Source organism: Hypericibacter terrae (genome assembly GCF_008728855.1).
In the GTDB taxonomy this organism is placed as follows: Bacteria; Pseudomonadota; Alphaproteobacteria; order Dongiales; family Dongiaceae; genus Hypericibacter; species Hypericibacter terrae.
Genome location: NZ_CP042906.1, coordinates 4,512,767 through 4,538,155, shown reverse-complemented (window position 1 = coordinate 4,538,155; position 25,389 = coordinate 4,512,767). Strand labels below are relative to the sequence as shown.

Below are 25,389 nucleotides of genomic sequence, written 5' to 3'. Positions count from 1 at the left end.
GCGGGCGAACGTCGAAATCGCCTCAGATCGCGCGCGGCCCTTCGCGCCAATGATGGCATGCGACACTGTGGCCATCGGGCGTGACCTCGAGCGCCGGGCGTTCGGCGGCGCAGATCGCGGTCGCCTTGGGACAGCGGGTGCGGAAGGCGCAGCCCGAGGGCGGGTCGAGCGGCGAAGGCAGCTCGCCTTTGAGCACCAGATGCCGGCGCGCCCGCTCCCGTTCGGGATCGGGCAGCGGCACCGCCGAGATCAGCGCCTGGGTGTAGGGATGGCGCGGCTCGCGGAACAGGGCGCGGCGGTCGGCGAGCTCCGCAACCCGGCCCAGATAGAGCACCATGATGCGGTGGCTGATATGCCGCACCACCGAGAGATTGTGCGAGATGAAGATGAGGGCGAGCCCGTCCTCGCGCTGCAGCTTCATCAGCAGATTGATGATCTGCGCCTGGATCGAGACGTCGAGGGCCGAGACCGGCTCGTCGCAGATCACCAGCTTCGGGCGGTTGATCATGGCGCGCGCGATGCCGATGCGCTGGCACTGCCCGCCCGAGAATTCGTGCGGATAGCGGTCGAGATGCTCGGGCCCCAGGCCGACGCGGGCCAGCATGCCGGTGACGCGCGCGCGGAGTTCCTTCTTCGGCAGGTCGGGCTGGAAGGTGCGCAGCGGCTCGGCCACGATCTCGCCGACCGGCATGCGCGGATCGAGCGAGGCCAGCGGATCCTGGAACACGATCTGCATGTCGGCGCGAAGGCGCCGCAGCGCCTCGGGCGTCAGGCCCGCGAGATCCTGGCCCAGCCAGGTAACATGGCCCTCGACGCGCGGCAGGAGCCGCAGCACCGCGCGGCCCAGCGTCGATTTGCCGGAGCCGGATTCGCCGACCAGTCCCAGCGTCTCGCCCGGCTTGAGATCGAAGCTCACCCCGTCCAGCGCCACCAGGGTCGCTTCGCGCCGGAACAGGCCGCGGCGGATCGGGAAGGTGACATGCAGATCCTTGACCGAGAGGATCGGCTTGGCCTTATCGAGCGTGGGCTTCCCGGATGCGATCATGGCCGGGGCGTCCCCACGGCCGGCGGTTGATCGAGATGGCACGCCTTGGCGCGGCCCTGGCCGGCGCCGCGCAGCGGCGGCACCTCGCGCGCGCAGCGCTCGAAGGCGAAGCGGCAGCGCGTGCGGAAGGCGCAGCCTGACGGCAGATGCTGCAGGTCGGGCGGCTGGCCCGGAATGGCGATCAGCGGCGGCTCGTCATCCTCGACCGACATCGGGTCCGCGCGCGGGATCGAGGCCAGCAGTCCTGCGGTGTAGGGGTGGAGCGGCTCGCGGAACAGGTCCTGGACCCTACCTTCTTCGACAATACGCCCCGCATACATCACCAGCACCCGGTCGCAGAGGCCGGCGACGACGCCCAGATCGTGGGTGATGAGCGCGAGCGCCATGCCGGTGTCGCGCTTGAGTTCCGCCAGCAGCGACAGGATCTGCGCCTGAATCGTGACGTCGAGGGCGGTGGTCGGCTCGTCGGCGATGAGGAATTCCGGCCCGCAGAGCAGCGCCATGGCGATCATCACGCGCTGGCGCATGCCGCCCGAGAACTCGAACGGATACATGCCGATGCGCCGCTCGGGCTCGGGAATCTGCACCCGCTCGAGCATCTGGATGGCGGCGTCGCGGGCGCGGGCGCGGTCGAAGCCGCGATGGGTGACCAGCACCTCGGTCAGTTGCCGCTCGACCGTGAGGAACGGGTTGAGCGAGGTCATCGGGTCCTGGAACACCATGGCGAAGCGCGCGCCGCGCAGACGGTTGAGCTCGGCCGGGGGCAGCCCCAGGATCTCGGTGCCCGCGAAGCGCACATGGCCCGTCGCCCGGCCGTTGCGCGCCAGCAGGCCCATCGCCGCCATGAAGAGCTGGGTCTTGCCAGAGCCCGATTCGCCGACGATGCCGACGGTCTCGCCGGGCGCAATCGAGAAGCTGACGCCGTCGAGGGCATCGATCCGCCCGCCGCCTTCGAGGGCGAAGGCGACCCGCAGATCCTCGACCTCGAAGACGGGGTCGGTGGAGGGGGCGGGGCGGGAGGCGGCGACGGCGCTCATCTCAGCGGTCCTTCGGGTCGAGCGCATCGCGCAGGCCGTCGCCGAGGAAATTGAGGCAGAGCAGGGTCACCACCAGCAGGGTCGCCGGATAGACCAGCACCCAGTAGGAGGTCTCCATCACCCGGGCGCCCTCGTTCACCATCGTGCCCCAGCTGGCATTGGGCTCCTGCACGCCCAAGCCCAGGAAGCTCACGAAGGATTCGATCAGGATCACCTGCGGCACGGTGAGCGTCGTGTAGATGATGACAGGGCCCAGCGTGTTGGGCACGATATGCCGGCGCAGGATGGCGAAGGTGCCCACGCCCGAGGCGTGCGCCGCCTCGATGAATTCCTTGCGCTTGAGGCTCAGGGTCTGGCCGCGGACGATGCGCGCCATGTCGAGCCAGGAGACGGCGCCGATCGCGACATACATGAGGATGACGTCGCGCCCGAACACGACCGTCAGCAGGATCACGAAGAAGACGAAGGGCAGCGCATAGAGGATGTCGACGATGCGCATCATGAGCGCATCGACCCGGCCGCCGACGAAGCCGGCGACGGCACCCCAGGCGACGCCGATGACGAGGCTGACCAGCGTCGCCACCGCGCCGATCGAGAGCGAGACGCGGCCGCCATAGAGCGCACGGGCGAAGAGGTCGCGGCCGTTCTCGTCGGTGCCGAAGAAATAGCCCAGCGACCAGTCGGGCGGCGCCATGATCCGGTCCCAATTGACCTCGTCCATCGGATGCGGGGCCAGGAGGGGCGCCAGCATGCAGGCGAGGGTGATGGCCGCCAGCAGGATCAGGCTCAGCATCGCCGCCCTGTTGCGGAACAGGCGGCGGCGCGCATCGGCCCAGAGGCTGCGGGGCCGTGCCGGTGCGGAGGGGATGGCGAGATCAGTCATAGCGCACCTGCGGATCGAGCAGCCCATAGGCCAGGTCCGCCAGCAGGTTCAGCAGGATGATGAGGGCGCCATAGAACACCACCACGCCCATGACCAGCGTGTAGTCGCGGTTGAGCGCGGCCTGGACGAAATAGCGGCCGATGCCGGGAATGCCGAAGATCTGCTCGATCACGATCGAGCCGGTGATGATGTTGGCTATCGCGGGCCCCAGATAGGACACGATCGGCGGCAGCGCGGCCTTGACGCCATGGCGCAGCAGGGTGATGCGCTCGGGCAGGCCCTTGGCGCGGGCGGTGCGGATATAGTTGGTGCGGAGCACCTCGAGCATGCTGCCGCGCATCAGCCGGGCGATCGCGGCAACCTGCGGCAGCGCCAGGGCCGTCGCCGGCAGGATCGCGTGGCGGATCGAGAAGCCGCCATCGCTCCAGCCGCCCACCGGGAGCAGGTGAAGATACAACCCGATCACCAGGGTCAGAAGCGGCGCCACTACGAAGTTGGGCACCGCCACGCCGAGCACGGCAGCGCCCATCAGCACATGATCGAGCAGGCTGTTCTGGCGCAGCGCCGCGATCATGCCGGCTCCCATGCCGAAGACGATGGCCGCCGTCATGGCGATGGCACCCAGCGTGAGCGAGGTGGGGAAGCCGCCGAGGATCAGCTCGGTGACGCTGTAATCCTTGTACTGGAAGGAGGGCCCGAAATCGCCCTGCAGCAGATTGCCGACATAGCGGCCGAACTGCTGGATGACGGGCTCGTCGAGATGATAGGCCTTGCGCAGATTGGCTTCGACCTCGGCGGAGAGTTTCCGTTCCTTGTCGAAGGGACCGCCGGGCGCCAGATGCACCATGAAAAAGGTGATGGCGACGATCAGCAGCAGGGTCGGAACCGCGCCGATCAGTCGCTTGATGGCATAATTGAGCATGGCCGGTCGCGCCCGGGAGGAACGCCGTCGGCAGGCGGCGCCGGCACTCTACTCCGAGAGTGACGGCACCGCCTCGCCCTAAGACGGCGTCGAGAACCTCAGGACTTCAGCGAGAGGTAGCGGCCGGGATGGATGTCCAGGACGTTGGACTCCCATCCGACCAGCTTCGGGCTCAGCATATGCTTGGTGGTGTAGTGATAGATCGGAATCATGGCGTAGTCGTCGAGGAAGATCTTCTCGGCCTGCGCCAGGATCTCCAGCCGCTTCTTCGGATCGACGGTGGCGCCCGCGGTCGTCAGCAGCTCGTCGAACTTCGGATTGTTGTAGCCGGCATCGTTGCGCGCACCGGCATCCGACTTGAACATGTCGAGGAAGTTGATGGGATCGGGATAGTCGCCGATCCAGGCGGCGCGCGCGATGTCGAAATCCTTCTTGTCGCGCGTCTCGAGATAGACTTTCCATTCCTGGTTCACCAGCTCGAGCTCGACGCCCAGCGGCTTCCACATCGCGGCGATCGCGACCGCGATCTTCTTGTGGTTCTCGCTGGTGTTGTAGAGGAGCTGGATCTTCAGCGGCTTGTCGGGGCCGTAGCCGGCATCGGCCAGGAGCTTCTTGGCTTCGGCCAGGCGCTGCGCCTTGGCCTCGTCCTTGAAGTCGAGGAACTGCTGCTGGTACCCGAGGATATCGGGCGGAACCCAGCTATAGGCGGGGAGTTCGCCGGCCTGCGTGATCTTGTCGACGAGGATCTCGCGGTCGACGCCGAGCGCCAGCGCCTTGCGGATCTGCTGCGCCTTGCCCAGCGTCTCGCGGGTCAGGTTGATGACGTAGTAGTAGGTGCCGAGATAGGGCGTGTTGTGGAACTCGTCCTTCATGTTGGCTTCGACCCACTTCACCTGATCCGACGGAACGTCGTAGGTGATGTCGAGTTCGCCGGCCCGATAGCGCTTCAGCTCCTCGGCAATATCCTCGGTCGGGTAATAGATGATCTTGTCGAGCTTGACGCTGGAGGCGTCGTGGAAATTCGGATTCTTGACGATGGTGAGCTGCGACTGCGGTACCCAGTCCGCCAGCATGAAGGGGCCGTTCGACACGATGTTGCCGGGCCGGGTCCATTGATCGCCGAACTTCTCGACCGTGGCCTTGTGCACGGGCATGGCGATGTTGTGGGTCAGGAGGCCCAGCAGATAGGGCGTGGATGCGTTGAGGCTGATCACGACCGTGTGCGCGTCGGGCGCGGTCACGCCGAGCTGGTTGAGGTCGGTGATCTTGCCGGCGATGATGTCGTCGGCGTTCTTGATCGGTGAGAGGATGGGCGCGTAGTCGGACGCCGTCTTGGGATCCACCGCGCGCTGGAAGGAATAGACGAAGTCGGCAGAGGTCACGGGCTCGCCGTTCGACCATTTCGCGTCGTCGCGCAGATGGAAGGTGTAGACGGTGCCGTCGTCGCTGATGTCCCAGCTCTTGGCGACACCGGGCACCTCCTTGCCGTCGGGACCCCAGGCGACCAGGCCTTCGAACAGGTCGTTCTCGATCGCGTTCTCGGGCACGCCCGTGGATTTATGCGGATCGATCGTCTCGGGCTCGGCGCCGTTGCCGCGCCGCAGGACCGTCTCGGCATTCGCCATCGCGGTTCCCGCCAGCAACGTCGCGACCGCGAAGGCGGCCAGTTTCAACGTCGTTCGCCGATTCATCATGAGATTTCCTCCTTGTCCCTGATTCCCGGGCCTTGGCCCTTGGCAGCGTTCGCGTGGGGGGCGATGCGCATGGGCCTTTTCAAGGTCGGCCGGGGTTCGTTGCCCAGGAATAGTCCTTCAATATGCGGGGAGGTTCAAGCGCATGTCCCGGTGACAAGCACCTGCTCGCATCGTCCCGTGGCGGCGATAAACCCGAGGCGCCATACGGCCTTGCCGCATTACCGATCGTTGCCAGGGCGTTCCGTCGCGACCCGGGCGTCGCGGTCACAATTGTCGTCGATGCACCAAGCCCATTGCGGTTCGCCGGCCGTTGCTTTAGGCGAACAAGAAATCATTGAAACATAAACCTGCGACGCGGACGGCCCCGGCGACATGACGACCAAGAGCTCGAGTTGGATTCCCGTCCTGGTGGCGCTCGCCGTAGTGGTGTTCTGGGGGGCGACGCCGGTCTTCACCAAGGTCGCGGCGCGCGAGATCGATCCGCTGCTGGTCGGCATGCTGCGCACCCTGCTCGGCGGGCTGGCGGCGGCACCCCTGGCCTTGGGCCTGCGCATCAAGCCGCCGCGCCAGGGCCGCCAGATCTGGCCGCTGCTGCTCTCGGGCTTCTGCGGCTTCGTGGCCTTTCCGATTCTCTACACCATCGGCCAGCGCATGACCTCGGCCATGCATGGCGGACTGATCTTGGCCGCGCTCCCCATCTTCACCGGGCTCTATGCCGCGGCCATCGAGCGGCGCCGGCCCAGCCGGGTCTGGTGGGCGGGTTGTGCGGTCGCCTTCGCCGGCGAGATCCTGCTGATCCTCGGCCGCATGCCGACCTCGGCGGGCGAGGCCTCGATCCTCGGCGATTGCCTGATCCTGTTCGCCAGTCTGTTCGCCGCCATGGGTTATGTCGCCGGCGCGCGGCTCACCCAGTCCGGCTATGCCAGCCTCGGCACCACGCTCTGGGGCGTGACCGCGGGCGCGCTCGCGGTGGCGCCGTTCCTGGCCTTCGAGACGGGCGGAAGCCTGCCGGAGGCGAGCTGGATCGCCTGGGGCACCATCGCGATGCTCGCCTGGGTCACCTCGATCATGGGCTATATCGGCTGGTACTGGGCGCTCGGCCATGGCGGCATCGCGCGCATGGGCACGATCCAGTTCCTGCAGCCGCTCTCGGGATTGGTGCTCGCCTTCTTCTGGCTCGGCGAACGGCCGACCGCGATCCTGATCGCCGCCACCATCATGATCTTCGCCGGCGTGGTGATCGCGCGACGGCGCTGACCGTCATCCCCGCGAAAGCGGGGACCCATCTTTCAGCTTGATACGCTGGAGCGAGTTGGGCCCGCTGAATTTTCAAACGAAGTGCAACACCAGATTAGGGTGTTGCCATGGGAACAAAATACACTCAGCTCTCGGCCGAAGAGCGCGCCATCCTTGCCAGCCTTCAGGCCAAAGACCACTCGATCCGCCAGATCGCTGCAGCTCTGGATCGCCCAGCATCGACGATTTCTCGGGAGCTGAAGCGAAACACCGGCCGTCAGATCGGCTATCGGGCCGTCTACGCCCAGCAGCAGACCCGGGCCCGGCGCTGGCGAGGCTCGCGTCTGGAACGTGACGCCAAGTTGCGCCGGCAAGTCCTCGACGGCCTGAAGAAAGGCTGGTCGCCCGAGCAGGTCTGCGGCTGGCTCGAACGCCAGCAGGGCCGGCACGTCATCAGCCCGGAGAGCATCTACCGCTTCATCCAGGCCCAGATCACCCGCCACAAGGACTATCGCTGGCGCCATTACCTGCCCCGCGCCAAGAGCAAACGCGGCCGCCGCGGCCGCAAGGGCGGCAGCTCGGCCCTGCACATCCAAGATCGTGTTTCCATTGCAGAAAGACCCGCCGCCGTCGGGGACCGTTCGGTCGCCGGCAACTGGGAAGCCGATCTCATGATGTTCACCCGCTACGGCCAGGCCCTCCTCGCCTTGCATGAGCGATCCTCCCGCCTGCTCATCGTCGGCCGGTCCAACGGCAAGCATGCCGAGCCGATCGCCGACGCTATCGCCAGCTTGCTCGGGCCTCTGCCCCAATCCCTGCGCCAGACCATCACCTTCGACAATGGCACCGAGTTCGCCCGTCACTACGAGCTCCACCGCCTCGATATCCAGACCTTCTTCTGCGACCCCTATGCTCCCTGGCAGAAAGGGGGCGTCGAAAACGCCATCGGGCGATTGCGCCGCAACATCCCCAGAAAAACCAACCTCGACACCCTCACCACACGCCAACTCTCAAATCTGGTCCGCGCCTACAACAACACCCCGCGCAAATGCCTTGACTGGCACAGCCCCGCTGAAATCTTCTGCAGCCAAGTGTTGCACTTGGAGTGTGAATCCATCCCCCCGCTTTCGCGGGGGTGACGATCGGGTGCTCGCCTCTGTGCCAAATCGGATGAGCGAGAGTCCCGCCTACTCCGCCGCCGCGGCCTGGACCGGCGCGCTGCGGAACGTCGCGAGCAGCTCGGCCTCGCGCACCTTGGTCTTCTCGATCGATGCGTCCTTCACATGGCCATAGCCGCGGATCTGGTCCGGCAGGTCGGCCAGCGCCACCGCGACGCGGTGGTTCTCGTGATCGAGCCTGGCCAGGATCTCCTTCACCAGCGCCTCATACTCGACGATCAACGCGCGCTCGCGCTTGCGCTCGGCGGTGCGGCCGAAGGGATCGAGCGCCGTGCCGCGCAGGAAGCGGAAATGCGGCAGGATGCCGAAGACCTTGAGCAGCCAGGGGCCGAATTCGCGCTTGAGCAGATGGCCGGTCTCGGGGTCGCGCCTGGCGATGATCGGCGGCGCCAGATTGAGCGAGACCTTCCAGTTCCCCTCGAACTGGCTCGCCAGCGACTGGCGGAACGCCGGGTCGGAGAGGAGCCGCGCCACCTCATACTCGTCCTTGTAGGCGAGGAGTTTGTAATAGTTGCGCGCGACCGCCTCGGCAAGGCCGCGACGGCCGGGCGTGCGCTCGGCCTCGGCCACCTCGACCAAGGCGACGAGATCGCGATAGCGGCGCGCCAGCGCGTCGTTCTGATAGGCGGTCAGGTCGCGGGCCCGCAGGTTCACGATCTCCTCGAGCGTGGTCGCGATCGGCCGCGGGGCCGACGCCGGATCGGCGGCCTCGGCGGCGGTCTCGACCGAGGCCGGGTCGTGGGCGGCGCGCCGGCCCCAGCGGAAGGCCTGGCGGTTCTGCTCGACCGCTGCGCCGTTGAGCTCGATCGCCTGTTCCAGCGCCTCGCCCGAGACCGGGATCAGGCCCTTCTGATAGGCGAAGCCCAGCATGAAGAGATTGCTCGCGATCGAATCGCCCATGATCGCCGTCGCCAGGCGCGAGGCGTCGACGAAATCGACATCGTCACGCCCGACCGCATCGACGACCGCGCGCTTCAGGTCGGCGATCGGGAACCCCATGTCGGGGTGGCGCGTGAAATCCCCGGTGATGCTCTCTTCGAGATTGATGACGGCGCGGCTCACACCCTTATGCAGCTTGGTCAGCGCGTCATAGCTGGCGGCGACCACGAGATCGCAGCCCAGCAGCAGCCGGGCGCCGCCGGCAGCGACCCGGACCGCATGGATGTCGGCGGGATTGTCGGCGATGCGCAGATGGCTGATGACGGCGCCACCCTTCTGCGCGAGGCCGGTCATGTCGAGGATGGTGCAGCCCTTGCCTTCGATATGGGCGGCCATGCCGATCAGGGCGCCGACCGTGACCACGCCGGTGCCGCCGACGCCGGTGACGAGGATGCCGTAGGGCTCGGCCGTGCCCGGCCGCTGCGGCTCGGGCAAAGGCGGCAAGGCGGCCGCGCCGTTCGGCTTCGCGGGGCGGCGCTTCCTGAGCGACCCGCCCTTGACGGTGACGAAGCTCGGGCAGAAGCCCTTCACGCAGGAGAAGTCCTTGTTGCAGGAGGACTGGTCGATCGCGCGCTTGCGGCCGAACTCGGTCTCGACCGGCACGACCGAGAGGCAGTTCGACTGCTTGCTGCAATCGCCGCAGCCCTCGCAGACGCGCTCGTTGATGAGGACCCGCTTGGCGGGATCTTCCATCAGGCCGCGCTTGCGCCGGCGCCGCTTCTCGGCGGCGCAGGTCTGCGCATAGACCAGCGCGGTCACGCCCGGCGTCTCGCGCAGCGAGCGCTGCACGGCGTCGAGCTGGTCGCGGTGCGAGATCTCGGTGCCCGGCGCCAGCGAGGAATCGCCCTCATAGAGCTCGGGCTGGTCGGTCACGAGGCAGATGCGGCCGACACCTTCGGCCGCGAGCTGGCGCGTGACCCGCGGCACGTCGAGCGGGCCATCGACATGCTGGCCGCCGGTCATCGCGACCGCGTCGTTATAGAGGAGCTTGTAGGTGATGTTGACGCCGGCCCCCACCGCGGCGCGGATCGCCAGCGAACCCGAATGGAAATAGGTGCCGTCGCCGAGGTTCTGGAAGACGTGCGGCGTCTTCGAGAACGGCGCCTGGCCGATCCAGGTGGCGCCCTCGCCGCCCATCTGGGTGAAGGTGTCGGTGTTCCGGTCCATCCACTGCGCCATGTAATGGCAGCCGATGCCGGCCAGCGCGCGGCTGCCGTCGGGCACGCGCGTCGAGGTGTTGTGCGGGCAGCCCGAGCAGAAATAGGCGACGCGCTTGATGGCGGGCTTGTAGCCTTCGAGCGCCTTCTCCTTGGCCTCGAGGAAACCCAGCCGCTCCTCGATCCGCGGGCTGTCATAGAAGCGCTTGATGCGCTTGGCGATGACGCGCGCGATCATGGCGGGGGAGAGCTCGTCGGCCGAGGGCAGGATCCATTCGCCGCTTTCGTCATATTTGCCGATGACGCGCGGCCGGCGGCCGGCCGGCGCGTCATAGAGGATAGTCTTGATCTGGTCCTCGAGCAGCGGCCGCTTCTCCTCGACCACCAGGATCTCCTCGAGGCCTTCGGCGAATCGCTTGAGGTTCTCGGGCTCGAGCGGCCAGACCAGCCCGACCTTGTAGACGCTCAGGCCCACTTCCTCGGCATGGGCCTCGTCGATGCCGAGATCGTCCAGCGCCTGGCGCAGATCGAGATAGGATTTGCCGGTGGTGACGATGCCGAGCCGGCGCTTCGGCCCGTCGATCACCGCGCGGTCGAGCTGGTTGGCGCGGGCATAGGCCAGCACCGCCTTCAGCTTGAACTTATGCAGCCGCATCTCCTGCTCCAGCGCCTGGACCGAGGCGAAGGGCGAGGAGGGGAGGCGGATATTGAGGCCGCCCGCGGGCATGTCGAAATCGGTCGGGGCGACGATCTGGACGCGGTGCGGATCGACCGAGACCGAGGCCGAGCTCTCGACCGTGTCGGCGACGCATTTCAACGCGACCCAGCAACCGGAATAGCGCGAGAGGGCGATGCCATGGAGGCCCAGATCGAGGAACTCCTGCACGCCCGCCGGGTTCAGCACCGGGATCTGCGCATCCATGAAGGCGAATTCGGTCTGGTGCGCGGTGGTCGAGGATTTGCAGGTGTGATCGTCGCCGGCCAGCGCCAGCACGCCGCCATGCCTGGCGGTGCCGGCGAGATTGGCATGGCGCAGCGCGTCGCCGGAGCGGTCGACGCCGGGGCCCTTGCCATACCAGAGGGCGAAGACGCCGTCATAGTTGGAATCGCCGAAGAGATCGAGCTGCTGCGTGCCCCAGACGGCGGTCGCCGCCAGATCCTCGTTCACGCCCGCCTGGAAGCGGATGTGGTGGCGCTCGAGGAACTTGTGGGCCTGTCCCATGGCCATATCGAGCCCGCCAAGCGGCGAGCCGCGATAGCCGGTGACGAAGGCCGCCGTGTTGAGGCCCGCCGCCTCGTCGCGCCGGCGCTGCATCATCGGCAGGCGCACCAGCGCCTGGGTGCCGGTCAGGAAGATGCGACCGCTTTCAGCGGTGTATTTGTCGTCGAGGCTGACGGTCGCCAATCTCATGGGAGCCTCATGAAGCGGGCCGGAGGCCCAAAAGGTTCCGTGCCTCGGCGGGATTTGCCGGCGGACGACCCATCTCGGCGCAGAGCGCAGCGGCCCGGGCCACCAGCTCGGCATTGCTCGCGGCAAGCCGGCCCTTGGCGTAATAGATGTTGTCCTCGAGGCCCGTGCGCAAGTGACCGCCCTTGGCGAGTGCCCAGCGGTTGGCCTCGAGCTGATGACGGCCGGTGGCCGCGGCGGTCCAGGTCGCGCCCGGCAGGAACTCCGCCAGCTCGCCGATCAGGAAATCCAGCACTTTCTCGCGCGCCGGGAGGGCGCCGGGAATGCCCATGACGAACTGGACATGGACCGGCGGCTTCAGCAGGCCCCGGTCGACCAGCTCGCGGGCGTTATAGAGCATCGCCAGGTCGAAGATCTCGATCTCGGGCTTGATCTCATGCGCCAGCATGGTCTGCGCCAGCCCGTCGATCAGTTGCGGTGGGTTCTCATAGATGATGGTGGCGAAATTGACCGAGCCGGTGGCGAGCGACGCCATGTCCGGCCGGTGCTTGAGCGACGAGCCGCGCTCGGACGGGTCGCGCCCGCGCCCCCCGGTCGAGAACTGGACGATCATGCCCGGACAGTGGCGGCGGATGCCTTCCTGAACCCGGGCGAAGCGGTCAGCATCCGAGGAGGAGCGGCCCTCGTCGTCGCGCACATGGATATGGACCAGGGCGGCGCCGGCCTCGAAGGCCTCGTGGGTGCTCTCGATCTGCTCGGCCGGGGTCACGGGCACGGCCGGGTTCTGCGCCTTGGTCGGCTGGCTCCCGGTAATGGCGACGGTGATGATCGCTGGCTGAGCCATATCTCTCCCTTGGGACCGGATTCGACGCCGCCGGACCAGGGCGGGTGTTCCGGATTGTCGTTGTTGCCAAGTTATGCCTGTTGATTCTGCGTGAAGCTAGCCGAGCGCCCGTCCGCCTGCAATGAATGGGCGGGGCGGCCCGGGCTTTTCCGCGGCTTGGTAACGTTGGATGATTTACGGCGCCGGCTCGGCTATATCCTTACGTTCCCACCCGGGTTTGCGGACATTTCATGACCGTCCTCGTTACCGGCGCCGCCGGCTTCATCGGCTTTCACCTGGTCAACGCGCTGCTCGACCGCGGCGAGCGAGTCGTGGGCGTCGATAACTTCATCCATTTCTACGATCCCGCCCTGAAGCAGGCGCGGGTCCAGGCGCTGCTGAAACGCGACGATTTCAGCTTTCACGACCTGGATGTGGGCGATCCGAAGGCGCTGGCGGCCCTGTTCGAGGGCTATGCCAGCATCGACCGGGTGCTGCATATGGCGGGCCAGCCTGGCGTGCGCCGGTCGATCACCCATCCCTGGGAGTTCATCCGCAGCAATATCGACGGTCAGCTGGCGATGGTCGAGGCGGTGCGCCAGCTCCCCGACTTCAAGCATCTGGTCTTCGCCAGCAGCTCCTCGGTCTATGGCGACAGCAAGGAGGTGCCCTTCTCCCTCGACAACCGCGCCGACCGCCCGCGCTCGCTCTACGCCGCCTCCAAGCGCGCGGCCGAGCATATCGCCGCGACCTACAGCCATCTCTACGGCATCCCGACGACGGGCTTGCGCTTCTTCACGGTCTACGGGCCCTGGGGCCGGCCCGACATGGCGGCCCTGCTCTTCATCGACGCGGTGATGCGCGGCAACAAGCTGTGGCTCTTCAATGGCGGCAATCTGAAGCGCGACTTCACCTATATCGACGACATCGTGGCGGGCGTGCTGGCGGCATTGGACCGTCCGCCTGCCAAGGACCGCGAGGGGCTGCCCTATGCGATCTATAATCTCGGCAATCATCGCACCGTCGACGTGCGCGATTTCGTCAAGGTGGTCGAAGCGGCCTGCGGCAAGCCGGCCAAGGTCGAGGACGCGCCGATGCAGCCGGGCGACGTCCATGTGACCTATGCCGATATCAGCGCCTCGACGCGCGATCTGGGCTTCATGCCGCGCACGCCCATCGAGGAAGGCATTCCCCGCACGGTCGAATGGTACAAGCGCTATTACGGCGTCGACTGAGCGCCGGCCCTCATTCGATGGCGAAGACCTTGGGCGCGTCGGCCCCGGCTTCGCGTTCGATCCGATAGATGACGAAGGGCGCCGTCTTCTCGCCGCCCATGCCGGGCGAGCCCATCGGCATGCCGGCCAGCGCGATGCCGACGATGTCGGGACGTTCCGACAGCAGGCGCCGGATCGGTTCGACCGGCACATGCCCCTCGATCACATAGCCGTCCGCGAGAATGGTGTGACAGCCGGCGAGCGCTTCCGGCACGCCATGCTGGCGCCGGAGCGAGTCGAGGTCGGGCGTCTCGACGACGGTCACCGCGAAGCCGTGGGCTCTCAGATAGTCGGCGTGACCGGTGCAGCAGCCGCAGGCCGGATCCTTATGAAGGACGAGCGCATCGTCCGCGCGCACGGAAGCACTGTCGTAGGACAATCCGGCTGCCAATATCGCCACCGATAGCTTCAGCATCTCACGGCGTCGCATCGATCGGACCCATCATCGTCGGTGGAGCGGTCACATGTCCCAATTGCGATTGCGATCGTAACTCAATCCCGATCATACTGCAGTGGCTTGTGGCCGCAGCTCGCGAGCGCGGGTAGAAACTGTCGACAGCGTCACGCGATGCTGGAAGTGAGTGTGCCTGCGGCGCAAGTCCCGCCGAAAGTCTTTCCCCCTTCAATCCGATGCTGGCACTGCCCCGAGACCGGGGTGGGCGGGAGCTTTGTGAGCCTCGCATCGGCTTGAAGCGTCGCCGCTGGGTGGGCGCCGACGAAAATGACAAAGGAATGAATGCACATGGCGATGCGTAGAGCGGCTCTGGCTGCGATGGTGGCGGCGTTGCTGCTGGCGGCTTGCGATTCGAAGCCCGATTTCGGGGGCTCCTACTCCGACAAGAACGGGCTGATGTCGCTGAACTTCCATTCGAACGGCAAGGTGACGGTCGACACCGTCGGGGGTGGCGGCGATTTCGACTATGTCGTCAGCGGGAAGACGATCACGCTGAAGATGCCGCAAGGCGACCAGACCTTGACGATCGCGGACGACGGTACCCTGACCGTTCCCGGCGGTCCGCCCCTGATCAAGGATCGCGAATATGCCTGCAAGGACGACAGCGGCGCGATCGGCAATCTGCGCCTGAGCGGCGACGAGGCCTATATGGTCGATCCCAAGGACCAGACCGCGGCGGGCACGCAGAAGATCGGCACCTTCACCGACGACGGCAAGCAGCTCGTCATCACCGACGCCGAGGGTTCCAACACCTATACCGAAGACAAGGGCACGCTGACGGCGGGCAAGGTGACCTGCACGCTCATCGGCGGCTGACCGGAGATCGAGCAGCCCCCTCCCTGACCCTCCCCCGGAAGCGCAGGAGTGTCCGGGGAAAGTTTTCATGAATCGTATCAAAGTGTTGGCGCATATGGATTAGACGTGATCCGTGGGCGTGCGAGACTTAGAACAATAAAAATGAGTCGTTTGAATCCCTTGAGTCCGTTCCCCGGACAGTCCTGCCGGAAGCGGGGAGGGGATTAGAAAGACAAACCCGAACTTCTTCGGACTATCCCCTCCCCCAACTTTTGGGGGAGGGCAGGGAGGGGGATGACTCGGTCCAGGATTGCGTCGGGATGCCAAGGGGCCGATACCGAGCAGCCCCCTCCCCAACCCTCCCCCAAAAGCTGGGGGAGGGGATTCACTCGCCTCACACTCCCTCACCGCTCATAGAGCGCGTCGATCAGCGGCCCAAATCGCTCGCGGATCTTGTGGCGCTTGATCTTGAGCGAGGGCGTCAGCATGCCGTTCTCGATGGTGAAGCCCTCGGGCGCCACGGTGTAGCGGCGGATGCGCTCGACCGCCGAGAGGCTGGCATTCACGCGCGCGACCGCCTCGCCCAGGCTCCTGGCGACCTCCGGATCCTCATGCAACTGGGCCAGCTCGCCCGGTTTCCGATGGCGTTCCGACCATTGGGCGAGGAACTCGGTTTCCGGCACCAGCAACGCCACCAGATGCGGCCGGTGCTCGCCCCACACCATCGCCTGGCCGATCTCGGGCTGCGCCACCAGGAAGCCTTCGACCCGGGCGGGCGAGATGTTGTCGCCGCCCGAAAGCTTGATCAGGTCCTTCTTGCGGTCGGTGATCCTGAGATAGCCGTCCTTGTCGAGCGTGCCGATGTCGCCGGTATAGAGCCAGCCCTCATGGATGGCCTTGGCGGTCGCTTCCTCGTCGCGCCAATAGCCCTGCATCACCACTTCGCCGCGCACCAGGATCTCGCCATCCTCGGCGAGCCTGATTTCGACGCCGTCGATCGCCGGTCCCACCGTGTCGATCCGCACCCGGCCCAGCCGGTTGACCGAGATCACCGGCGCCGCCTCGGTCTGGCCGTAGCCCTGGAGGATGCGCAGGCCCAGCGCCAGGAAGAAGGCGCCGATATCGGGATTGAGCGCGGCCCCGCCGGAGACGAAGGCCTTGAGGCGGCCGCCGAACCGCGCCCGGACCTTGCGCCGCACCAGGATATCGCAGGCGAGATCCAGGAGCCGCTCGACCGGCGAGAGCGGCGCCAGGTTGAGCGCCTTGCGCCGGCCCAGGGCCAGCGCGCGATCGAACCAGCGGCGCTTGGAGGGGGCTGCATGGACCAGTCCGCGCTGGATGCGCCGATGCATCGCCTCATAGAGCCGCGGCACGGCGGTCATGATGGTGGGCCGGATCTCGCCGATGTTCTCCGTCAGCTTGTCGATGCTCTCGGCGTAATAGATCTCGGCGCCGATCGAGATCGGGAAATAGAGTCCCGCCGTATGCTCATAGGCGTGCGACAGCGGCAGGAAGGAGAGGAACAGCTCGTGGCTGAGATTGAGCTCCGACAGCACGCCGAAGGCGCCGCGGCAATTGGCGATGATGGCGCCATGGCTCAGCATCACGCCCTTGGGCGTGCCGCCGGTGCCGGAGGTATAGATGAAACAGGCTGTGTCTGTGCGCTTCGTGGCGGCCAGGCGCTCATCGACCTGGTCCGGCGCGGCATCGCCCGTGGTCAGGACCTGGCTCCAGGCGAAGACCGGCTTGGCCGGGCGCTGCGCCAGGCCCAGATCCTCGATCGCCACGATCCAGCGCAGCTCGGGCGCCATGATCGCCGCCGGCAGCAGGCGGGTCGACAGCGCCTTGGTCGAGACGATCACGGCCGCCGCACCGCTGTGGGTCAGCACATGGTGATGGTCGGTGATGGTGTTGGTGACATAGGCCGGAACGGTGATGCCGCGCGCCGTCATGATGGCGAGATCGGCGATGGCCCATTCGGGCCGGCTTTCCGAGAGCAGCACGACCCGCTCGCCGGGCTTGAGCCCGAAGGCCGCCAGCCCGCGGGCGAGACGGCGGACCTGGCTGGCCGCCTGGCCGTAGCGGGTGGGAACCCACGCGCCCCCCACCTTCTGCCACAGGAAGGGGACATCGGGCGTGCGCCGCGCCTGTTCGAAGAACATCTGCGGCAGGCTGTTCCAGCGATCATAGTCGCCGGGCGCGGTCACCAGCCGTGATTCCGTCAAATCCCCCTCCCTGATGGGGTACCTGAAAGCCGCGTAAGCCTTTGGACGCGGTGCTTGGCGGGAACCGGTCGACGCCTTATATCCCACGGGGCGAAGCCCGCGCCAAGCCGGCCCCGGACGGTCGGTGGGCGGAGGCGCGGAATTCGCACGGGATTGAACGGACGAGCGGCAGCGGAGAGCTTGTGATGGCGGATGACAGCGCGAAGATCGGCGAGAAGTCGGAGCTCCCCGTCTGGGACCTGACGGATCTCTATCCCTCGTCCGATGCGCCGGCGCTGACGCGCGACCTCGAGGAGGCCGCCAAACAGGCCAAGGATCTGCGCCGGCGTTTCGAGGGGAGGATCGCGGGCCACGAAGGCGCGGCGCTGGGCGCCCTCATCGTCGAATATGAGGCGATCCAGGAGCGGCTCGGGCGGCTCGCCAGCTACGCGCAGCTTAGCTATGCGGGCAATATGAGCGATCCCGAGATCGCGCGCTTCCATCAGACGATCGACGAGCGCACGACCGACATCTCGTCCGACCTGCTGTTCGTCACCCTCGAGCTCAACAAGATCGACGATGCGGTCTTCGCCGGGCAGCTCAAGGCGCCGGCGCTGGCCCGCTACCGGCCCTGGCTCGAGACGGTGCGCTCCTTCCGCCCGCATCAGCTGTCGGACGAGGTCGAGAAGCTGCTGCATGAGAAGCGCATCACCGGCGCCTCGGCCTGGAACCGGCTCTTCGACGAGACCGTCGCCGAGATGCGCTTCAATGTGGACGGCAAGGAACTCACCTCCGAAGCCGCGCTCACGCTGCTGGTCGATCGCGACGGCAAGAAGCGCAAGGCGGCGGCCGACGGGCTCGCGGCCGGCTTCCGCTCGCGGCTCAAGGCCTTCTCGCTCGTCACCAACACGCTCGCCAAGGACAAGGAGATCGAGGACCGCTGGCGGAAATTTCCGCGTCCCGTCTCCTCGCGCAATCTCGCCAACCAGGTCGAGGACGAGGTGGTCGATGCGCTGGTGAAGGCGGTCAAGGACGCCTATCCGAGGCTGTCGCATCGCTATTACAAGCTGAAGGCGAAATGGTTCGGGGTGGAGGCCCTCGATTACTGGGACCGCAACGCGCCGCTGCCGCAGGACAAGGACCGCAGCGTCAGCTGGGGCGATGCCGAGAAGCTGGTGCTCGACGCCTACAGCGCCTTTTCGCCCGAGCTGGGCGCGCTCGGCCGGCGCTTCTTCGACCGGCCCTGGATCGATGCCAGCCCGCGGCCCGGCAAGTCGCCGGGCGCCTTCGCCCATCCGACGGTGCCCTCAGCCCATCCCTATCTGCTGATGAGCTATCGCGGCCGCACCCGCGATGTGATGACGCTCGCCCATGAGCTGGGCCATGGCGTGCATCAGGTGCTGGCGGGACCGCAAGGGCTGCTGCTGTCCGACACGCCCTTGACCCTCGCCGAGACCGCCTCGGTGTTCGGCGAGATGCTGACCTTCCAGTCGCTGCTGACGCGCGAGACCGATCCGGAGCGCCGGCGCATCCTCCTCGCCTCCAAGGTCGAGGACATGCTCAACACCGTCGTGCGCCAGATCGCGATGCATGAATATGAGCGCCGGCTGCATGACACGCGCCGCCAGGGCGAGCTCACGGCCGACGAGATCGGCAGGATCTGGCTCGACACCCAGATCGAGGCGCTGGGGCCGGGGATCAAGCTCGGGCCCGATTCAGACTACAGCGTCTATTGGGCCTATATCCCGCATTTCATCCATTCGCCGTTCTATGTCTATGCCTACGCCTTCGGCGACTGCCTGGTGAACTCGCTCTATGCGGTCTATCGCGAGCGGCCCGAGGGGTTCCCGAAGAAATATCTGGAGCTGCTGGCGGCCGGCGGCACCAAGCGCCATCGCGAGCTGCTGGCGCCCTTCGGGCTCGACGCAGCCGACCCTGCCTTCTGGAGCAAGGGCCTCGGCGTCATCGCCGGCTTCATCGACGAGCTGGAGAAGGCGTGAGCCGGCGGCTCAACCCGTCGGCGGCGCGTAGGCCAGGAACACGACCGTTCCGTTGCTGAGGGCGTGGAACAGGATCGGCGGCCAGAGCGAGCCGCTGCCCTGATAGAGGCCGGCCGCGATCAGGCCGAAGACCAGGATCTCGACGGTCATCACCTGGCCCGAGAGGCCCGGCACCTCGATGAAATAGAAATGGACCGCGGCGAAGATCGCGGCGCTGAGGAGGGCCGCGAGCACGATGCCGAGGCGCTCGCGGAACCAGCGATAGAGCAGCCCGCGGAACAGGATCTCCTCGCCGAGTGCCGTGATCGGCCCGACGGCGAGCGCGACCGCGATCGCCCAGGCCAGCGACTGGTGCATCGGGAAGAAGCCCTCGGCCATGTCCTGCTGCAACTGGCCGGTGGGATCGAGCCAGTTGGAGACGATGCCGTCGGCCCAGTTGAAGGCCGCGAACAGGATCACGGCCGCCAGCAGCCAGGGCCAGCGCACGCGGCCCAGGCCGAAGCGGCCCGCCTCGAGCCCGCGCCCCCGCGCCAGCCCATAGCCGGCCGCGGCGAGAATGACGCCGGCCGCGACGACGGCCGCGACCAGGGCGAGCTGGGTGGCCTCCATTTCCGGAAGCGCCAGCGCGTCCCGGAAGGTCGAGAGCAGGCCGTTGCCCTTCATCACCAGGATCACGACCACGCCGGTCGCAAGCTGGCTCAGGATGAAGATGCCGGCGATCCAGAGGATGTCATAGCGGCGTAACCCCGGTGGCTTGAAGGGACGAGGAGGCTCGGTCACAAGGGAACTAGGAGGGCAACTAGTCATGGAGATCTCGGGTTGAAGTCATGCCGAGCAAGCTGTCACGGGCGGGAGTGGGCGACAAGGCGTAACCCACAGGCACTCATCCCGCTGAAAGCGCATCGCTCGCCACCCCAAATCAGTCATTCTTCGATCGAGGAACGAGTGGTTCTTTGAAGCTACAGCGCAAGTCGGTGCAAGGTTGCAAGCGCTAGCCCAGCGACAATCGCAGCGGAGATTACCGGCCAGAGTGACTTGCTCATTTGAAGGAGAATTCCGGAGATGGCACCCATCAAGAAGTAGAAGCTCGCGAGGTAGGCAGCGACCGCGCTATTCTGCCCGATGTACAAGAGGCTGGGCCAAGCGGACAGGCTTGCGCTTACAATGATCGCGACGACCGCCGTCGATCTTTCGCGAAGCCATCGATAAGCGAGGCCGCGCCAAACGAGCTCATGAACGAATATCCAGATAGGTTGAACGCAGAGTCCGAAAACAGCAGCCCAAATCAGCGAGCAGGAATAGGGTAACGCAAGTAAACCAAGAAATCGCCTCGCGGTAGGCACATGCTCGTTTAACCAGTAACCAGCGGCACTGTTCGTCACAGAGAGAACAAGAAACGCGACACCGCCGACGGCATACCAAATTGGCTGTGAAGCTCGAAGCCCAATATCATGCCGTGAAAGACTCCGACGACGAATGAGACACAACGCTCCAAGTATCGAGATCAACGAAAAGGCAAGAGCGAATGCTAAATTCGACAGAAGATAGAGATTCACAGGATTGGCATCTGGGCTCGCCCAAGGCGCCCCGGTCATCACGAGCGCGGCAACAGTCGAAAACCGTGCTGCAAGTCCAATGAGAACGGCAGCGGCAACAGTACCCAGTATCCAGACAATGTCAGTCTTGTTGAATCGAGGTGATGGAGGGACGCTTGCGCTCAGCGACATTTGGGGCGCCTGTTTGAAAGTGGATGTATACGCTAGGCCCTCTTCCGCCATGAGAAAATTCCGTCAGGCGTTCAATTTTTGCGGGAAGTTTACTAAAGAACCATGACCGAGCGCAAAACCAAAACCAAGAGCGCCGAACGCAACCGCCTGACCGGACGCGTGCGCCGCTATGCCCAGGTCGGCACGGCGGTCGGAGGGGCCGCGGCACGGCTCGCGGGCAAGCGGTTCCTGGGCCTGCCGCTCGACAGCGCGCGCCATGCCTCCGATCTCAAGATCGCGTTGGGCGGGCTGAAAGGCCCCCTCATGAAGGTGGCGCAGTTGCTCTCGACCATTCCCGATGCGCTGCCCGAGGAATATGCGGCCGAGCTTGCCGGGCTGCAGTCGAACGCGCCCTCGATGGGGTGGAATTTCGTCAAGCGCCGCATGGCGGCGGAGCTCGGGCCCGACTGGCAGGCGCGCTTCAAGAGCTTCGAGCCGGAAGCGGCCGCGGCCGCCTCGTTGGGCCAGGTGCATCGCGCGGTCTCGAAGGAGGGGCGGCTGCTGGCCTGCAAGCTGCAATATCCCGACATGCCGAGCGCCGTCGAAGCCGATATCGGCCAGCTCAAGCTGATCCTCGCGCTCTATGGCCGTTACGATCGCTCCATCGACTCCGCCAACATCCATGCCGAGATCGCGGCGCGGCTGCGCGAGGAGCTCGATTACCGCCGCGAGGCCAAGCATATGCTGCTCTATGGCGCGATGCTGGGCGGCGAGAAGCAAGTCCATGTGCCGGTGCCGGTGCCCGCGCTCTCGACCGACCGGTTGTTGACCATGGGTTGGCTCGAGGGCCGGCCGCTCAAGACCTTCCTCGCCGACAAGCCGGACATCGCTTTGCGCAACAAGGTGGCGCTCGCCATGTTCCAGGCCTGGTATGCGCCCTTCTACGGATTCGGCGTGATCCATGGCGATCCGCATCTCGGCAACTACACGGTCCGCGACGATGGCAGCGTCAATCTGCTCGATTTCGGCTGCATCCGGATCTTTCCGCCGAAATTCGTGGCCGGCGTCATCGATCTCTACCGCGCGCTCGAGACCGGCAACCGCAAGCTCGCGGTCTCGGCCTATGAGAATTGGGGCTTCGAGGGGCTGACACCCGAGATCATCGACGTGCTCAATCGCTGGGCCGCCTTCGTCTATGGCCCGCTGCTCGAGGATCGCAGCCGGCTGATCCAGGAGACCGGGGCCGGCAGCTATGGGCGCGAGGTGGCGCAGGAGGTCCATGCCGAGCTGCGCCGGCTGGGGCCCGTGAAGCCGCCGCGCGAATTCCTGCTGATGGACCGCGCCGCCGTCGGGCTGGGCTCGGTCTTCCTCCATCTCAAGGCCGAGGTGAACTGGCACCGGCTGTTCCATGGCTTGATCGAGGATTTCGACGTGAAGACACTGGGCAAGCGGCAGGCCAAGGCGCTCCAGGCGGCCGGCCTTCAGGCGACCGAGTAACCCGCACCAGAATCAGGCCAATTTCCCGCCCGCGCCGGTCCGGGCCGCTTGTGAATCGGGCCCGCCTTGGGCATTGTTGTCGGCCAATGCAGGGGGCTCCGGATTTCGGCGGGGCAGCGAGCGGGACGGGGTTTCATGAAGATTGGCGTAGCCAGGGAACGGCGCCCTCACGAGGCGCGCGTGGCGGTGTCGCCCGACACCGTGAAGAAATATGTCGGCCTCGGCGCCAGCGTCGTGATCGAGACCGGTGCCGGCGGCGGCGCCAACATCTCCGACGAGGCCTACAAGGCTGCGGGCGCGGAGATCGCGCCCGACGAGGCTTCGGCGCTCAAGGATGCCGATCTGGTGCTGAAGGTGCAGCGACCGCTGACGGCGGCCGAGGGCGGCCCCGACGAGCTGGCGCTGATGAAATCCGGCGCGGTGCTGGTGGGGATCCTGAGCCCCCACGGCGCCAAGGACCAGGTGCAGCAATATGCGGCCAAGGGTGTCGTTGCCTTTGCCATGGAGATGATGCCGCGCATCACCCGCGCGCAGGTGATGGACGTGCTCTCCTCGCAGTCGAACCTCGCCGGCTACAAGGCCGTGGTCGACGCGGCGGCCGAGTTCGGGCGGGCCTTTCCGATGATGATGACGGCAGCCGGCACCATCGCGCCGGCGCGCGTGCTGGTGATGGGCGCCGGCGTGGCGGGGCTGCAGGCGATCGCGACCGCGCGGCGCCTCGGCGCCATCGTCTCGGCGACCGACGTGCGTCCCGCCGCCAAGGAGCAGGTCGAGAGTCTCGGCGCCACCTTCGTCGCGGTGATGGACGAGGAGTTCAAGCAGGCCGAGACCGCCGGCGGCTATGCCAAGGAAATGAGCGACGCCTACAAGCAGAAACAGGCGGCGCTGACGGCCGAGACCATCAAGAAGCAGGACATCGTCATCACGACGGCGCTCATCCCCGGCCGCAAGGCGCCGGTGCTGGTGAGCGAGGAGATGGTCAAGACCATGAAGCCCGGCTCCGTCATCGTCGATCTTGCGGTCGAGCAGGGCGGCAATTGCCCGATCGCCGAGCCCGGCAAGGTCGTGGTCAAGCATGGCGTCACGATCGTCGGGCATCTCAACCTGCCCTCGCGCCTCGCGGCCGACGCCAGCTCGCTCTATGCCCGCAACCTCCTGGCCTTCGTCTCCCTCATGATCGACAAGGAGACCAAGGGCCTGAAAATCAACTGGGACGACGAGATCATCAAAGGCACCGGCCTGACCCGCGACGGCAAGGTCGTGCATCCGGCATTGGCGGGCTGAGGGAGACCGACATGGAAGACACGCTCGCGACTCACGCTCACGCGCCCTTCGTCCAACTCTTCACTGTCTTCGTGCTGGCCTGTTTCGTCGGCTATTACGTGGTCTGGCGGGTGACGCCGGCGCTGCATTCGCCGCTCATGGCCGTCACCAACGCGATCTCGAGCGTCATCATCGTCGGCGCGCTGATCGCGGCCGGTCCTGCGCATTTCAATCTCTCGCAGGTGATGGGCTTCATCGCGGTGGCGCTGGCCTCGGTCAACATCTTCGGCGGGTTCATCGTGACCAACCGGATGTTGTCCATGTTCAAGAAAAAAGAGCCGAAGAAATAGGCCTCAGGCGCGGGAGCGATATTGTGACGGAAGAACTTTCGGCCTACGCCTATCTCGCCGCTGCCATCTGCTTCATCATGGCGCTGCGCGGCCTGTCGAGCCCCGTGACCTCCCGCGGCGGCAATTTCTTCGGCATGGCGGGCATGGCCATCGCCATCGCCACCACGCTGGCCTCGCCCGAGGTGGTTTCCTATCCGATCATCGCCGCGGCGATCCTGGTCGGCGGCGCCATCGGCACCGTGATCGCGCTGCGCATCCAGATGACGGCCCTGCCGCAGCTGGTGGCGGCCTTCCACAGCCTGGTCGGCCTGGCCGCGGTCTGCGTCGCGGTCGCGGCCTTCTTCTCGCCGGACGAGTTCGGCATCGGCACCATCGGCGCCATCAAGGGCCAGAGCCTGGTCGAGATGGGGCTGGGGGTCGCCATCGGTGCCATCACCTTCACCGGCTCGATCGTCGCCTTCGCCAAGCTGCAGGCGCTGCTCTCGGGCGCGCCCCTGGTCTTCAAGGGCCAGCATATCCTCAACGCCGCCATCGGCATCGCCATCGTCGCCCTGATCGTGGCGCTGGTGATCACCCAGGACCCGATCGTCTTCTGGGTGCTGATCGCACTGTCGCTGCTGGTGGGCTTCCTGCTGATCCTGCCCATCGGCGGCGCCGACATGCCGGTGGTGGTGTCGATGCTCAACTCCTATTCGGGCTGGGCCGCCTGCGGCATCGGCTTCACGCTCGGCAACAGCCTCCTGATCGTGACCGGCGCCCTCGTCGGCTCGTCGGGCGCCATCCTCAGCTACATCATGTGCAAGGGGATGAACCGCTCGATCTTCAACGTGATCCTGGGCGGGTTCGGCACCGATTCCGGGGCCGCCGCGGCGGGCGGGCCCAAGGCCGCCGACCGGCCGGTCAAATCGGGCTCGCCCGAGGACGCGGCCTTCATCCTGAAGAATGCGGGCTCGGTGATCATCGTGCCGGGCTACGGCATGGCGGTCGCGCAGGCGCAGCATGCCTTGCGCGAGATGGCCGACATCCTGAAGAAGGAAGGCGTCAAGATCTCCTACGCCATCCATCCGGTGGCGGGCCGCATGCCGGGCCATATGAACGTGCTGCTGGCCGAAGCCAACGTGCCCTATGACGAGGTGTTCGAGCTCGAGGACATCAACCGCGAATTCTCCTCGACCGACGTCGCCTTCGTGATCGGCGCCAACGACGTCACCAATCCCGCCGCCAAGAACGATCCCAAGAGCCCGATCTACGGCATGCCGATCCTCGAGGTCGAGCAGGCCAAGACCGTGCTCTTCATCAAGCGCTCGATGGCCTCGGGCTATGCCGGCGTCGAGAACGAGCTCTTCTTCCGCGACAACACCATGATGCTGTTCGGCGACGCGAAGAAGGTGACCGAGGGGATCGTGAAGGCGCTGGGGTAATTCTCGGCGCGGTCGCGATTGTTCCGAGCCCGTGGTCGCCATCGCTCTTACCGTCATCCCCGCGAAAGCGGGGACCCAACTCTAAGCCTGGTGACCTGGATCA

The 25,389-nt window shown here is 66.2% G+C and carries 19 protein-coding genes and 1 pseudogene; 9 read left to right on the top strand and 11 right to left on the bottom strand.

The genetic code is table 11. The features are described 5' to 3' along the window. Positions 1-22 precede the first annotated feature (22 nt). The 5 genes from FRZ44_RS20890 to FRZ44_RS20870 all read right to left on the bottom strand — a co-directional run bounded on the left by FRZ44_RS20890 (position 23) and on the right by FRZ44_RS20870 (position 5,581). A complete protein-coding gene (locus tag FRZ44_RS20890; protein WP_151178994.1) occupies positions 23-1,045 on the bottom strand; it encodes an ABC transporter ATP-binding protein in 1,023 nt (340 codons plus the stop codon). Continuing rightward, on the bottom strand, positions 1,042-2,082 hold the full coding sequence (locus tag FRZ44_RS20885; RefSeq protein ID WP_151178993.1) for an ABC transporter ATP-binding protein: 1,041 nt from the start codon (positions 2,080-2,082) through the stop codon (positions 1,042-1,044). The genes FRZ44_RS20890 and FRZ44_RS20885 overlap by 4 nt, the downstream gene beginning before the upstream one ends. Position 2,083: 1 nt before the next feature. Beyond that, entirely contained in the window at positions 2,084-2,965 is an 882-nt protein-coding gene (locus FRZ44_RS20880) for an ABC transporter permease subunit (RefSeq protein ID WP_225308377.1), read from the bottom strand. Next, positions 2,958-3,887, bottom strand: a complete 930-nt coding sequence (gene oppB, locus FRZ44_RS20875; RefSeq protein WP_151178991.1) for an oligopeptide ABC transporter permease OppB — start codon at positions 3,885-3,887, stop codon at positions 2,958-2,960. Before oppB ends, FRZ44_RS20880 begins: the two co-directional genes overlap by 8 nt. Positions 3,888-3,985: 98 nt before the next feature. Further along, positions 3,986-5,581 (bottom strand): peptide ABC transporter substrate-binding protein, encoded by a 1,596-nt coding sequence (locus tag FRZ44_RS20870; protein ID WP_225308376.1) that lies wholly within the window; start codon positions 5,579-5,581, stop codon positions 3,986-3,988. A 372-nt stretch (positions 5,582-5,953) separates the two neighbouring features. Here FRZ44_RS20870 and FRZ44_RS20865 point away from each other — a divergent pair, with 372 nt between their 5' ends. Further along, positions 5,954-6,838 (top strand): DMT family transporter, encoded by an 885-nt coding sequence (locus FRZ44_RS20865; protein ID WP_151178990.1) that lies wholly within the window; start codon positions 5,954-5,956, stop codon positions 6,836-6,838. A 107-nt stretch (positions 6,839-6,945) separates the two neighbouring features. Continuing rightward, positions 6,946-7,956 carry an IS30 family transposase gene (locus FRZ44_RS20860; RefSeq protein WP_151175267.1) on the top strand — a complete coding sequence of 337 codons (1,011 nt, stop codon included), beginning with the start codon at positions 6,946-6,948 and terminating at the stop codon, positions 7,954-7,956. Between the two features lie 48 nt (positions 7,957-8,004). Here the strand turns inward: FRZ44_RS20860 and FRZ44_RS20855 are convergent, their stop codons facing one another. Continuing rightward, positions 8,005-11,502: an indolepyruvate ferredoxin oxidoreductase family protein gene (locus tag FRZ44_RS20855; RefSeq protein ID WP_151178989.1), complete on the bottom strand. Its 3,498-nt coding sequence runs from the start codon at positions 11,500-11,502 to the stop codon at positions 8,005-8,007. A 7-nt stretch (positions 11,503-11,509) separates the two neighbouring features. Beyond that, on the bottom strand, positions 11,510-12,343 hold the full coding sequence (locus FRZ44_RS20850; protein WP_151178988.1) for a BKACE family enzyme: 834 nt from the start codon (positions 12,341-12,343) through the stop codon (positions 11,510-11,512). A gap of 230 nt (positions 12,344-12,573) precedes the next feature. Here FRZ44_RS20850 and FRZ44_RS20845 point away from each other — a divergent pair, with 230 nt between their 5' ends. Beyond that, positions 12,574-13,557 (top strand): NAD-dependent epimerase/dehydratase family protein, encoded by a 984-nt coding sequence (locus FRZ44_RS20845; RefSeq protein ID WP_151178987.1) that lies wholly within the window; start codon positions 12,574-12,576, stop codon positions 13,555-13,557. A gap of 10 nt (positions 13,558-13,567) precedes the next feature. Here the strand turns inward: FRZ44_RS20845 and FRZ44_RS20840 are convergent, their stop codons facing one another. Beyond that, positions 13,568-14,011, bottom strand: a complete 444-nt coding sequence (locus FRZ44_RS20840) for a DUF411 domain-containing protein (protein WP_225308375.1) — start codon at positions 14,009-14,011, stop codon at positions 13,568-13,570. Between the two features lie 327 nt (positions 14,012-14,338). Here FRZ44_RS20840 and FRZ44_RS20835 point away from each other — a divergent pair, with 327 nt between their 5' ends. Continuing rightward, positions 14,339-14,866 carry a hypothetical protein gene (locus FRZ44_RS20835; protein ID WP_151178985.1) on the top strand — a complete coding sequence of 176 codons (528 nt, stop codon included), beginning with the start codon at positions 14,339-14,341 and terminating at the stop codon, positions 14,864-14,866. Between the two features lie 383 nt (positions 14,867-15,249). On the opposite strand, the gene FRZ44_RS20830 is transcribed toward FRZ44_RS20835, so the two are convergent. After that, positions 15,250-17,070: an AMP-dependent synthetase/ligase gene (locus FRZ44_RS20830; RefSeq protein WP_318526380.1), complete on the bottom strand. Its 1,821-nt coding sequence runs from the start codon at positions 17,068-17,070 to the stop codon at positions 15,250-15,252. A 185-nt stretch (positions 17,071-17,255) separates the two neighbouring features. Between FRZ44_RS20830 and FRZ44_RS20825 the strand changes: the two genes are divergently transcribed. Beyond that, entirely contained in the window at positions 17,256-19,049 is a 1,794-nt protein-coding gene (locus FRZ44_RS20825) for a M3 family oligoendopeptidase (RefSeq protein WP_151178984.1), read from the top strand. 9 nt (positions 19,050-19,058) lie between these two features. Here FRZ44_RS20825 and FRZ44_RS20820 read toward each other — a convergent pair whose 3' ends face one another. After that, complete coding sequence (locus tag FRZ44_RS20820) at positions 19,059-19,829, bottom strand: CPBP family intramembrane glutamic endopeptidase (RefSeq protein WP_151178983.1); 771 nt, start codon at positions 19,827-19,829, stop codon at positions 19,059-19,061. A 179-nt stretch (positions 19,830-20,008) separates the two neighbouring features. Further along, positions 20,009-20,827 carry a CPBP family intramembrane glutamic endopeptidase gene (locus tag FRZ44_RS20815; RefSeq protein ID WP_151178982.1) on the bottom strand — a complete coding sequence of 273 codons (819 nt, stop codon included), beginning with the start codon at positions 20,825-20,827 and terminating at the stop codon, positions 20,009-20,011. Positions 20,828-20,878: 51 nt separating this feature from the next. Between FRZ44_RS20815 and FRZ44_RS20810 the strand changes: the two genes are divergently transcribed. The 4 genes and pseudogenes from FRZ44_RS20810 (at position 20,879) to FRZ44_RS20795 (ending at position 25,286) form a co-directional block, all read left to right on the top strand. Then, positions 20,879-22,252 (top strand): ABC1 kinase family protein, encoded by a 1,374-nt coding sequence (locus tag FRZ44_RS20810; RefSeq protein ID WP_151178981.1) that lies wholly within the window; start codon positions 20,879-20,881, stop codon positions 22,250-22,252. 135 nt (positions 22,253-22,387) lie between these two features. Then, positions 22,388-23,536, top strand: coding sequence for a Re/Si-specific NAD(P)(+) transhydrogenase subunit alpha (locus FRZ44_RS20805; RefSeq protein ID WP_151178980.1), 1,149 nt, complete (start codon positions 22,388-22,390; stop codon positions 23,534-23,536). A 53-nt stretch (positions 23,537-23,589) separates the two neighbouring features. After that, a pseudogene (locus FRZ44_RS20800) lies at positions 23,590-23,865 on the top strand (NAD(P) transhydrogenase subunit alpha); the annotation flags it as partial. 77 nt (positions 23,866-23,942) lie between these two features. After that, positions 23,943-25,286, top strand: a complete 1,344-nt coding sequence (locus tag FRZ44_RS20795) for an NAD(P)(+) transhydrogenase (Re/Si-specific) subunit beta (protein ID WP_407658102.1) — start codon at positions 23,943-23,945, stop codon at positions 25,284-25,286. Positions 25,287-25,389 lie beyond the last annotated feature (103 nt).

What these genes read in the sequence shown, in the direction of transcription:
- FRZ44_RS20890 (WP_151178994.1), bottom strand. Translation starts at nt 1,045, where the DNA reads ATGATCGCATCCGGGAAGCCCACGCTCGATAAGGCCAAGCCGATCCTC.
- FRZ44_RS20885 (WP_151178993.1), bottom strand. Translation starts at nt 2,082, where the DNA reads ATGAGCGCCGTCGCCGCCTCCCGCCCCGCCCCCTCCACCGACCCCGTC.
- FRZ44_RS20880 (WP_225308377.1), bottom strand. Translation starts at nt 2,965, where the DNA reads ATGACTGATCTCGCCATCCCCTCCGCACCGGCACGGCCCCGCAGCCTC.
- oppB (WP_151178991.1), bottom strand. Translation starts at nt 3,887, where the DNA reads ATGCTCAATTATGCCATCAAGCGACTGATCGGCGCGGTTCCGACCCTG.
- FRZ44_RS20870 (WP_225308376.1), bottom strand. Translation starts at nt 5,581, where the DNA reads ATGATGAATCGGCGAACGACGTTGAAACTGGCCGCCTTCGCGGTCGCG.
- FRZ44_RS20865 (WP_151178990.1), top strand. Translation starts at nt 5,954, where the DNA reads ATGACGACCAAGAGCTCGAGTTGGATTCCCGTCCTGGTGGCGCTCGCC.
- FRZ44_RS20860 (WP_151175267.1), top strand. Translation starts at nt 6,946, where the DNA reads ATGGGAACAAAATACACTCAGCTCTCGGCCGAAGAGCGCGCCATCCTT.
- FRZ44_RS20855 (WP_151178989.1), bottom strand. Translation starts at nt 11,502, where the DNA reads ATGAGATTGGCGACCGTCAGCCTCGACGACAAATACACCGCTGAAAGC.
- FRZ44_RS20850 (WP_151178988.1), bottom strand. Translation starts at nt 12,343, where the DNA reads ATGGCTCAGCCAGCGATCATCACCGTCGCCATTACCGGGAGCCAGCCG.
- FRZ44_RS20845 (WP_151178987.1), top strand. Translation starts at nt 12,574, where the DNA reads ATGACCGTCCTCGTTACCGGCGCCGCCGGCTTCATCGGCTTTCACCTG.
- FRZ44_RS20840 (WP_225308375.1), bottom strand. Translation starts at nt 14,011, where the DNA reads ATGCTGAAGCTATCGGTGGCGATATTGGCAGCCGGATTGTCCTACGAC.
- FRZ44_RS20835 (WP_151178985.1), top strand. Translation starts at nt 14,339, where the DNA reads ATGGCGATGCGTAGAGCGGCTCTGGCTGCGATGGTGGCGGCGTTGCTG.
- FRZ44_RS20825 (WP_151178984.1), top strand. Translation starts at nt 17,256, where the DNA reads ATGGCGGATGACAGCGCGAAGATCGGCGAGAAGTCGGAGCTCCCCGTC.
- FRZ44_RS20815 (WP_151178982.1), bottom strand. Translation starts at nt 20,827, where the DNA reads ATGGCGGAAGAGGGCCTAGCGTATACATCCACTTTCAAACAGGCGCCC.
- FRZ44_RS20810 (WP_151178981.1), top strand. Translation starts at nt 20,879, where the DNA reads ATGACCGAGCGCAAAACCAAAACCAAGAGCGCCGAACGCAACCGCCTG.
- FRZ44_RS20805 (WP_151178980.1), top strand. Translation starts at nt 22,388, where the DNA reads ATGAAGATTGGCGTAGCCAGGGAACGGCGCCCTCACGAGGCGCGCGTG.
- FRZ44_RS20795 (WP_407658102.1), top strand. Translation starts at nt 23,943, where the DNA reads ATGGCGCTGCGCGGCCTGTCGAGCCCCGTGACCTCCCGCGGCGGCAAT.